This window comes from Psychrobacter sp. AOP31-B2-9 (assembly GCF_052378005.1).
Classification (GTDB): Bacteria; Pseudomonadota; Gammaproteobacteria; order Pseudomonadales; family Moraxellaceae; genus Psychrobacter.
On the sequence record NZ_JBQSXG010000105.1, the window covers coordinates 1 to 10,878 of the forward strand.

Below are 10,878 nucleotides of genomic sequence, written 5' to 3' on the forward strand. Positions count from 1 at the left end.
ATGTGTACGGATTTGACGGCAGGGGTCAATCCACGAACATTTAGATAAGAAAGCCTTAAACGGTTTTATTCATGCACTAGCGTTTTATGCTTCTAATTTATCAGCTGGGCATACGTGTAATATAGCCGTTAGATTTACTCATATGCTTAGGAACACAAGTGTATTTATAATTACTGACACCATGCTAATTAACTATAGATCTTCTTTAATTAGCTCTAATGAATGGTATTTAGGTACGATTAGAGGTTTTTTAAGAAAATGGTATGAGCTTGGTTACGATGGTATTGATGAGGATGTAATCCGATTACTTGATGGTTGGACAATTAAAGGTAATCGAAAAGGGGATGCTGTTAAGCGTAAAGACCCTAATGAAGGCCCGTTAAGTGATAACGAGCTACAGGCTTTTAATGAAGGTGCAGTTACTGCATTCGAAAGAAACCTGATTACCTTAGACGAATTGGCGATCTCACTTATCATCAGTAATACTGGCCGCCGTTCAGTTCAAATATCTCACTTGAGGGTAATAGACGTTCTATGTGGAACAAGTAAGAGAGGTGAACCTTTCTATATACTGAATGTACCTAGAGCAAAGCACGGTGAAGGCTTTAGGACTCAATTTAAACATTTTGCTCTAACACAAGAGTTGTGGGCTATTCTTTCAGCTCAAGCGAAAAATGCTATATCGATAGTCGAAAAGAGTCTGGGTGTTAAGCTAAATGAATACGACTGTCAGCAAGTACCCCTTTTCCCCGACTACCCTATGATCAAACAGGTGGATTCGCTCTTTGAGTTTAAAGCCTTGCTAACAACTGATAAATTACATATTGCATCGGCTAAAGTGACTGATACTCTACAGTTTGTTGTAGCTGCCTCAGGAATTAAGTCGGAAAGAACAGGTGAGGATTTGTCCATTAATGCTCGTAGGTTTAGATACACTACAGGTACTAGGGCTGCGCGTGAAGGGTTCGGTGAGTTAGTTATAGCAGAGCTACTAGACCATAGTGACACTCAAAATTCTGGCGTATATATTAAAAACATCCCTGAGCATGTTCAGCGATTAGACGAGGCAGTTGGTTTCCAATTAGCGCCTTACGCTCAAGCCTTTGCAGGTGTTCTAGTTGATTCCGAGGAAGATGCTGAACGAGGTAACGATCTTAATAGCCGTATTCGTACTGAAGAGGGTTCTGGCATTGGGACATGCGGTGAACACGGGTTTTGTGGCGCAAATGTCCCTATACCTTGCTATACGTGCATTCACTTTCAACCTTGGCTTAATGGGCCTCATAGAGAAGTGTATCAGAACTTACTTGATGAACGAGAACGAGTAAAAGAAATTACTGGAGATATTGAGGTAGCAGCAATATTAGATAGAAGTATCGTTGCGGTCGCGGATGTCATTATGCGTTGTGAAAAGCGATCTTTAGAACTTCATAAACAGTAGGGAATTAACCATGCCTAACGTTTTCCAATTCAAATCTAGAGCTGAGCTAACAGCCGCAGCTAACTTAGAAAATTTTATAAATAAATGCCGCAAAGACTTAACAGTGTTTGGTTCTGATTTGGAATGGCATGCTCACATTTGGCCAAAAATAGCGGTATTTGCAAAGCTCGGTGTTACAACACGTAAGCCGAAGCCAGAAGAGTTAATGAGCAAGGACTTCGTTGAGTTTGCAAAAGCTTATTTTAGATATCAACAAGGTCATAAGCCTACTGGTACTAAGAATGAGCTTAAAGCCCTTCGTGCTTTAGAAGCGGCACTGATACAAGTAAATAGCGAAGCATCTATTTCAAGGTTATCTATCGCATGTTTAGATGAGTCTGCGTCATTGGCAAGATGCTACTATGGTGAAGGTGGTGCATATGCCTGTGGACGTGAGATTGAAAGGATCGCTAAGTTTTTAACTGAAAATAAACTTATTAATGCAAGTTTAGAGAAGTGGTGCAATCCAATTTCCCGTCCAGAAGATGTGACAAAAACTGGTAAGGAAGCAAAACAGAATAGAGAAAAAAAGCTTCCTAATGAAGTCGCACTTAACGCGTTAGCTGAGATATTTGCTAGTAATCCTAAAAAAGAACGAGATATTTTTACAACATCTGTATTTGCGATGTTAATGTCTGCACCCTCACGTATAACTGAGATACTCACATTACCAGAAGATTGTGAGGTAGTAGAGAACGATAAAAGTGGGGTAGAGCGTTATGGTTGGCGTTTTTACTCTGGGAAAGGCTATGAAGGTGATATCAAATGGATACCTACGGTTATGGTAGGAATAGCTAAAATTGCTATTGATAGAGTTAGAAATTTATCCTCTGAAGCTCGTAAGTTGGCTAAATGGATTGAAGATAATCCTAATAAGTTTTATCGTCACGAACAATGCCCGAATGTAGCTGATGATAAGCCGTTAACGATTGAACAGGCATGCCAAGCATTAGGGTTTCCTCATCGCACAAAAGATGCTAGTCGTAATAATCTGAAGCATAGAGGTCTTGGCTGTAATGATGGGCAAAATACTTTAAACAGTTTATGGGAGCATGTGAAAGGACGTTTACCGGAAAGTTTTCCATGGCTTGATGAAGATAAAGGCATTAAGTTTTCAAATGCTTTGTTTGTCTTAAATACCAATCAGTTTCATGTGGGTAAGTGTACCCTACCTATTGAACTCAAAAAAATTAATGCAACCTTTTTCAATAGCGATCTTCAAACACCTATAACTCTAAAAACTAAAAGTATTTTTGATAGATATGGATATGTACATGAAAATGGGGAGCGATTAAAAGTCACATCACATCAAGCTCGGCATCTACTCAACACTATTGCACAACGTGGTGGTTTATCTAACTTAGAAATAGCCAAATGGTCTGGTAGAGCTGATGTAAAACAGAATCGCACTTACAATCATATGGCTGACTACGAAATGGTCGCAATGGCAGAGAGGATTGATCCGTCGAAAGCACTATTTGGGCCAGTAGGTGAAGTAAAAAAATATTTACCGGTCACTACTCAAGAATTCAATACTTTGGAGCAAGCTGCTGCACATATTACTGAGTACGGATTTTGTGTACATGACTTCACGATGAGTCCATGTGAAAAGTTTAGAGACTGTATCAATTGTACAGAACAAGTATGTATTAAAGGTGATGCAGCAAAACTAGTTCGCATGAAAGAAAGGCTTAGTAAAATTGAGTATCTGTTGGTTAAATCTGAGCATGCAGTTGAAGAAAAAGAAATGGGTGCTGATAGATGGTTAGAGCATCAAAACAAAACAGCTACTAGATTACGTGAACTTATCTATATTTTGGAAAATCCAAATATAAATGATGGTGCACAGGTCAAACTTCGTGGTGACGATTTTAGCCAATTACGTCGTGTTGCTAGAAAGAAAGCTATAAATATGGCTGCTGAAAATGAAGATGTATCTAATGAAGTGTCGATTTTAGAGGATCTTACAGATCTACTTGGAGGCGGTTTTGGCTAAACATTTAAATAGGCAACATATAGAAGCTATCGTTAACTTAATCCGAGGTTGGACAGAGCCTAAGATAACGTGGACTGCGATTTGCGAGGAAGTAGAGCCACTTGTAGGTAAGATGCCTACAAGACAGTCTTTAAGCGCTCATGAGGCAATTACAGCGGCTTATAAAGCTAAAAAAGATATACTCAAGGTGAAAGAACCTGCTAAGCCTCGACCTGCTAGTTTAAATGCAGCAGCTTCGAGAATTGCTAACTTAGAGGCAGAGCTAGCAGAACTCAAGGAACAAAACCGTCAGTACAAGCAAATGTTTGTCTTATGGCAGTACAATGCTTACAAACATGGAATGACAGAAAATAAGCTTAATGCCTCTATGCCAAAGATTGATCGTGAACGGTCTGATTTTGAGATGCGATAACCTGAGTTATCTTTAGCAGTTGAGTCTATTGTTTTTTAATTCTAAGTAAGAAATATAGAGTTAAATAGTGGTTTGGTATATTGCTTAAGTTGATATAGTATAGTTAACTCACTATAAATACGTTATAGGAAGGTTGACCGCACCTCCTTTAGTCTATTGCTACGTAAGTACAGAAAGTGAAAAGGGTTTAGCTTAGAAAGGTATTAGTTAGATTTTATTTTTCAACTGACTATAAATACTAGGCTTCATTTTATTAAGTAAAAATACCAATATTTAAGTTAAATACAATGAAAAATACCAATGATGATCTATCAAATATTAGCAAATTACTAGTAAATAAAGATTTTATGAGTAAGTATAAACTGTTGGATAAAACTGCAAGAAAGCATCTTAGACCTTTAGTTTTTGATAAACTGGACAAGCCACATAAAAAAATAAGTAGGTTAAGAAAATTACTAAAACCAATTGATATTGTAAATATTGAAAATGTTATTTTATCGTGTGATGATAATGATGTAATACCTGCATTATTTCCTAAAGAGCCGGAAATATCGCAAAAAGAGTACTTTCTTGATTCTATACCTATAGATAAACACTTAAATATTCTGAATTTAGTTGTTAAAAATAATTTTAATAAATTAACGGCTCTAATAAAACTATTTTTAGAGCTAAACAACTTTATCTTAAGTAAGGATTATCTTGAAGCAGAGAGGTTAATTGAGAGGGTGATTGATAATTATGGATATAGCCATTTCATAATAAGAAAGATAATTCTAATTAGTGAGTTGAATAAAATAGAAGATATTGAATTAATATTTATAGATGGGTTTGTACAGAAATTCAATAGTTATGGTGAGAATCAAATACTAAGCTCATTACAACAATGTTACGACGTAGAAATGAGTTTCTTTAGTCTTAAAAAATCCATTATGAATATATCCAGTTTTGAATGTTATGTGAATACGATATTAAAGATTCCATTTCTATATAAGGATTATGATTGTAAAAATAATGATTTGGATACACGTTTAAGATATAACCTTCAATCTTCACTAATTGATGGACTGTTATTCTTAATACGTAATAGTGACACCTACGCTTATCATAATTATCATTACCTTAAGTTAGTATTAAAATTGTTTGAAGAAAGTAGAGTGGATATTGAGGACTTAGCTGCGTTTTATTTGGAGAATTTCACTGTTGATACAGAAGATATATTTTCTAAGCATTCAAGTGCATGGTATGAAATTAAGGGTGTTGAAAACTATAGGATTCTACAAGATTTATTTGTAGATGATCCTAGTTCTGATTATCTTGATTTAACTATAAATACAGAAAAGCTATCTGATAATTTAAATACTATTATTAGTAAGTATAACCTTTCTAAACTGCTTGATCCTAGCATGCGAACTAATAGCCCTAATAGTAATCTAGAGTTGTTAATGAACGATGGTGCTATTACTAGGTCTGCTATTTTTAATTACACTATTGCTCTGAACAATGGTGAGGTGATTTTCGATCAGAATAATCTATATTGGATCATGGGTAATACTAGAGAGTTAGCAAGGTCAATAGATTATAAGTTATTAAGAAAGATAGCTAAAGAATCAGATGAGTTGGAATCTAAAATAATTTATTACTTATTAATTCATAAGAAAAGCGAAAATGAATTAGATAACCATAATCTTAGAAAGTTTTTAAGTAAAGTTATATTGGATAATTTTGATGGCGATCTTATTTCATTTATTGAATATCAATCTAAGCAATCTGAGGTAGTAGCAAATTTCACATACGAAACATGCACTGTAGATTTTATTGCCAAACTTACACACATTATAAAAGATACTGTTTCAATAACTGACACTAGAGCAAAATTACATATTTGGATGTGGGAAAAGACTAGCGATAAAAACTATTTTGAAAGAGCTAGAACTATCTTGATCGACCACCAAATAAATAAGATTAGAAATGAACTGCATGATAATAGGATATACGTTGATGCGCAGAGATTTAACGACTGGATTTCAGATGAGATAATCCGAGAATTTACGTCTGTATTAAGTAGTATTGAAAAAATAGGGCTTACTGAATATTATGACTCACCGCAGTTGTTTTATTTAGTTGATAAGGTTTATCAGGAATTCTGTAATAATAACATCTATGGTATATCATCCTACTTAGGCCGAAGGATAAGGCATGGTACTTTTAAAGGAACTATGTATAAAAATATAGTGTCCTTTATGGAGCAGAAATACAAGATTGATGAGCAGTCTCACATTGTAGGTTGGAATGAATGGAAAGATAAATATGAAAGTAGAATAGAAGATATAATAGATACTTACTTACATGTTAAATCTGATGTTAAACCTAAAAAGCCTAGAGGTCTTATAGACCCCGAAACAACAGCTATAGAGAAGAAGATAATAGTTCAATCTTGTATTAAAGATCTAATGAAAGTGTTTTTTGAGCAAGGATCAAATATTAATTTAAATAATATATTGATTGAATACTGCTGGAGATTAATAGAAGTTGATTTGAAAAATGTTAATCAGTATTTGAAAAGCACTCAATCTGAAGTACTGCAATTTACCAAACCTCCACAGGTTGCATACAATCAAGAATCTCTAAATATTTTTTTTAAAGATTTGCAATTCAAGGTAAGAGATAGCTTCTCTATTGTTTTTGAGTGGTTCAAAAGGCCTCAAAGTGTTGCTCCAAAAGCTGAGATCGTTCTTTTAGTTAAGGCCGTTATAGAAGAAGTGAAAGAGTCCCATAATCTTAAGTTTAATGATCGGAAGCTACTAAGTGAGTTTGTGCTTTTCGGTGGTGCATATCATGTGATTTATGATGCACTTTATGTAATTATATTTAATGCAGCTAAGCATGGCGATTCTAGCAAATCATTAGAGATATCAATTAATTTCGATAATAATTCAAGAAAGCTTTTTATTTCAATAGCTTCCCATATCTATAGCAACCAAAATGAAGAGCTTATTATTCAAAGGCTAAAAGTTCCAAGTAATGCTGACATAAGTAATGCCCAGTTATACGAAGGGCGGAGTGGAATAATGAAGTTACACCACCTTGAGCAGACTGATAGTAATTTCAGTATTGAAGAAATGGTATGTCTGGATAATAAGGTGAGATTTACCATCTCATATAAGGTAGCAAATAATGTTTAAAGTTTTGATTGTAGAAGATGATATCCATAAGTTAGATAGTTTAACTATCTTTATAAATGATCATTTACTATGCTCTGAAATCACACCAGCTAAAAGTCTTCAAGAAGCTATTACTTCTATCGACGAGAAAGTATTTGATTTAGTCTTAGTAGACATGGCAATTCCTAGCCATGCTATCGTACAAGGCGAAGGAAGTCCTATATCATTATTAAATGGTGGACTAGAAGTTATACTTGAGTTAAGTAGCCTTGGAAGAAGTGATGATTGTGTAATCATTACTCAATTCCATGAAATTGAAATATGTAGTAATAACTATGCAATCCAAACTGCTAAAAGATATATTAGTGAGCTACTTGAGTGTGATGTTTTAGACTGCATTCTATATGATGAAGGTGAAAATTCATGGAAAAAACAACTATTAAAGAGTATATCGTTATATGAAAATTTTAATCCTTGAGGATACCCCTGAAAAACTAGCAGAAATTATATCTGAAGTTAAAAATTTCGACGAAGACGCAGTTGTTACTAAATCAGTTAATCAGGTTGAATTTTCTACTTATTTAGAAAGAGACAAATATGACTTAATTATTATTGATTTGATGGTGCCTTTAGCTGAATATCAAGAACCTACCGATTTAACCGAAGCATTAATATACAAAATTAGAGATGATGAATGTATAAACGTCAATACACAGGTATTGGCTTTGACAAAATTTACCGAATCTGCATACAAGTGTATTGACGATATAGGAACTGTTGGTTTACAGGTTGGAACGTTCTCCGATGATGGTAAATGGAAAGTTTTATTACGTCAAAATCTGAAAACTTGTAAACCTGAAATATCTTACGATTTTGTAATAATTTGCGCACTTAAGAAAGAAGCTAAAGCCTTTGAGCACATTCTATCGGATATATCACCTATTGAAAATATAAAAGGATTAGAGTGTAGGAAGATAAAAGTTAATGAATTTAATGGTTTAATTGTTACATGCCCACGGATGGGTTTAGTTGTTGCATCAATTGTAACTACTAAAGCCCTTGAGTACTTTAGGCCCAAAGTGATTTGTATGAGTGGCATATGCGCTGGTTTAAAAGCCAACGGAGCTAATATATATGATTTAATTATATCTGATACTTCTTATCAGCACGATGCGGGCAAATGGACTAACGGTAAATTAGTGTCAGAAATTTATCCAGTACAATTGGATGCTGATGTCAAGACATTCATTAGTAGCAAAATTATAGATAATGAAGATTTAGAGGACCGATTGATTCAAGGAGTCAGCTTTGAGAGAGATGAATATCATGACAAGCATATTAAACCAAAAATCAAACTCGAAATAACTTCTAGTGGAAGCACTGTCATATCGGATAGTGACATGCTCAAATCGATTGGAATGACACATAGAAAATTACATTCTTTCGAAATGGAAACTTTTGCCCTATACGAATCAGCAAGAATGTCACCTTTAAAGCCAAAGTTTTTTAGTTGTAAATGTGTTGTTGATGATGGTAGTGAGTCAAAAGGTGACAGTTATCACAAACTAGCCTGTTTGTTTTCAGCTAAATGTACAGTGGAGATAATAAGTGGTCTTCTTGAAAATGAGTAAAAATGTAAAGTATTATCTACTGTCTTAATATATTATTTACATAATTTCTTACATAATACTATTATTTACTTTGATTTTTATTTTAAGTATTTGATATACAAATGATTTTTCTTGTACAATTATATTTATTTAGGTAGTAAGTATACATAACCATTTTGTCTGCGGAGGGAGGATGCGGTAAAGGTCGCCCGTTGAAACAGAAAACTTGTGACATTCGTGAGAAAGTCGCCTAAGCGCTAACGCTTTTAGAATCCCCCACTTGAGCTTAGCGAAAGTGGTGGGAGTATGTCAAACTTGTCTTAACGATAATCACTGATGAGCGAGTGAACATGACAGCTATTTTAAGTGATGAGGATGAACCTCTTATTGAAACAATAGCCCATGCCTGCGCCATTACCTTTAAAGGCAATGCTAGAAACAACCTCCAACAAGACGCATTTTTCTTTTTAGACCATTGGTATCAAGAGGATTTAGGGGTGATGGCAGTGACATCAGTACAAGCGCCATTTTGTCTTGCCGTATCGGATGGCGTTGCCAGCTCTAACCAGTCACAGCACTGCTCAAAGGCAGTGGTCAAAGCAATTAGAGCGCTATGGGATGATAATCAAGTAAACGTCCATAATATGACATCAGATCGTATATATATACGCAATTAAGTCAAACCAAGCATGTACCTAAACGCTATGGCGCTGCGGCAACCCTAGCCATGATTGTCGGCACATTAAAGAATGACAATTCAATCAATATAGACATCACCCATGTCGGCGATAGCCGTGTGTATTTGCTTGATAAAGATGAGAATGAATGGCAGTGCTTAACTCGTGATCATAATTTGCTGAACGAGCTGGTAGATGAGCAAGCGAAAGATGAAGATCGCCAAGTAGAGTTTACGGAGTACAATCGCACAGGTATGGCAGGCAGCTTATATAGCATTACTGAATGCTTTGCGCTAGCAGTAGATAGTGATGATCCGAGCAGCGAGCCACCTAAAAGTATAAGGCAAAACATCACGGTACAATCAGGCAATAGTCTCGTCATCTGTAGCGATGGTATTCATGATTTAGTACCCAGTAGTGAATGGGCTCTTATTAAGAGCCAAACAGATTTGCAGGGTTGGCTACAGATGCTTTGGCATCAAGTGTATGACTCAGATGGTAATGCTTATGATAATGGTACTGCGATTGTGGTACGGTTTGAATAAGCTTTTAAGATAGCTCACTTCTATAATAACAGTTTGATAGATTCGATAGCCTATAGAGCAGCCAATATGCCTACACACTCAATCGCGAGCTATAACAAATCCGCCGTCTGTTTATACTATATCAACGCCTGCCACGTAGTAAAGACAAGGCTATCTCACTCACGGAATTAATGAGTGTCTATGGCGATAACCCTGACCATTACGCAAACGAGCGTAAAAATTTAGAGAATGACCTAACGAGTCTCAATCAAATGTTCAGTGACGTCTTTCACAGCGATGCTTTAATGCGTCTGCCAGCTTGGAGTCAGAATATCAGCGGCAAGACCGCACGGTTTTATATTGAGCCAAGTTTTAGTATCGATGTCATTAATGAGCAAACGGTGTTCTTTTGGCAGATGCTTGATAAATATACCGCAAACTATTTACCAACGTCTTTCAAGCAAAGTATTAGCGATAAGCTTAGTCAATTACACCGACAAGATAAGACCAGCTTCAATCAAAGTAAGCTAGGGCAGTGGCAAGATCATCTCATTACCCTGCCTAGTATCGTACAAGCACCAAAGCTTGATAGTGAGGTGCTGGTTAGCATTCATCAGGCGTTATTACACAACAAGCAGCTTCAAATCAGCTATCAAAACAAATGGCGTGACAATCCTACCGTTAGAGTAATCTATCCTAGAGGACTTATTTTTATCGACAATATGATCTATCTTACTGGGTTTAATCCAACGAATGATCATATGGATGATAATGTCTTATTAAAGGCACATCGGAATTTTGCGGTTAATCGTATTGAAGCAGCTGAAGTAACAGAGCAGTTGGTACCGGACTGGGTAGAGCGCAATGCTTTCACTCTTGAGAATCTACGTAAGCTAGGAAAGTTGGAATTAAATAATGGTTTAAAAATCGGACTGGTTCTAAAGGTGCAAAAATATGCCTGCCAGCATTTATATGAGCGGCCGTTATCATCTACTCAAACGATTACGGTTATCGATGT

9 protein-coding genes are annotated in these 10,878 nt (G+C 35.7%); all 9 read left to right on the forward strand.

Annotated features, from left to right (window positions below; genetic code table 11):
• Window positions 1-28 precede the first annotated feature (28 nt).
• On the forward strand, window positions 29-1,441 hold the full coding sequence (locus ACT3SX_RS11095; RefSeq protein WP_444761736.1) for a site-specific integrase: 1,413 nt from the start codon (window positions 29-31) through the stop codon (window positions 1,439-1,441).
• Between the two features lie 10 nt (window positions 1,442-1,451).
• A complete protein-coding gene (locus tag ACT3SX_RS11100; RefSeq protein ID WP_444761730.1) occupies window positions 1,452-3,476 on the forward strand; it encodes a hypothetical protein in 2,025 nt (674 codons plus the stop codon).
• A complete protein-coding gene (locus ACT3SX_RS11105; RefSeq protein ID WP_444761731.1) occupies window positions 3,469-3,888 on the forward strand; it encodes a hypothetical protein in 420 nt (139 codons plus the stop codon). Before ACT3SX_RS11100 ends, ACT3SX_RS11105 begins: the two co-directional genes overlap by 8 nt.
• 287 nt (window positions 3,889-4,175) lie before the next feature.
• On the forward strand, window positions 4,176-7,070 hold the full coding sequence (locus ACT3SX_RS11110) for a hypothetical protein (protein WP_444761732.1): 2,895 nt from the start codon (window positions 4,176-4,178) through the stop codon (window positions 7,068-7,070).
• On the forward strand, window positions 7,063-7,527 hold the full coding sequence (locus ACT3SX_RS11115; protein ID WP_444761733.1) for a response regulator: 465 nt from the start codon (window positions 7,063-7,065) through the stop codon (window positions 7,525-7,527). The genes ACT3SX_RS11110 and ACT3SX_RS11115 overlap by 8 nt, the downstream gene beginning before the upstream one ends.
• The gene (locus tag ACT3SX_RS11120; RefSeq protein ID WP_444761734.1) at window positions 7,508-8,680 is read left to right on the forward strand and encodes a phosphorylase family protein; all 1,173 of its coding nucleotides are present in this window, start codon (window positions 7,508-7,510) and stop codon (window positions 8,678-8,680) included. The genes ACT3SX_RS11115 and ACT3SX_RS11120 overlap by 20 nt, the downstream gene beginning before the upstream one ends.
• Window positions 8,681-9,009: 329 nt before the next feature.
• Window positions 9,010-9,336 (forward strand): hypothetical protein, encoded by a 327-nt coding sequence (locus ACT3SX_RS11125; RefSeq protein ID WP_442073195.1) that lies wholly within the window; start codon window positions 9,010-9,012, stop codon window positions 9,334-9,336.
• A 50-nt stretch (window positions 9,337-9,386) separates the two neighbouring features.
• Window positions 9,387-9,881 carry a PP2C family protein-serine/threonine phosphatase gene (locus ACT3SX_RS11130; protein WP_444519002.1) on the forward strand — a complete coding sequence of 165 codons (495 nt, stop codon included), beginning with the start codon at window positions 9,387-9,389 and terminating at the stop codon, window positions 9,879-9,881.
• Window positions 9,882-10,051: 170 nt separating this feature from the next.
• On the forward strand, window positions 10,052-10,878 hold an 827-nt coding region (locus ACT3SX_RS11135; protein WP_444761735.1), incomplete at its 3' end, for a helix-turn-helix transcriptional regulator.

Bases quoted from the DNA above. Each gene is read 5' to 3' on its own strand.
- ACT3SX_RS11130 (WP_444519002.1), top strand. From the start codon at position 9,387: ATGATTGTCGGCACATTAAAGAATGACAATTCAATCAATATAGACATC.
- ACT3SX_RS11100 (WP_444761730.1), top strand. From the start codon at position 1,452: ATGCCTAACGTTTTCCAATTCAAATCTAGAGCTGAGCTAACAGCCGCA.
- ACT3SX_RS11120 (WP_444761734.1), top strand. From the start codon at position 7,508: ATGAAAATTTTAATCCTTGAGGATACCCCTGAAAAACTAGCAGAAATT.
- ACT3SX_RS11110 (WP_444761732.1), top strand. From the start codon at position 4,176: ATGAAAAATACCAATGATGATCTATCAAATATTAGCAAATTACTAGTA.
- ACT3SX_RS11115 (WP_444761733.1), top strand. From the start codon at position 7,063: ATGTTTAAAGTTTTGATTGTAGAAGATGATATCCATAAGTTAGATAGT.
- ACT3SX_RS11125 (WP_442073195.1), top strand. From the start codon at position 9,010: ATGACAGCTATTTTAAGTGATGAGGATGAACCTCTTATTGAAACAATA.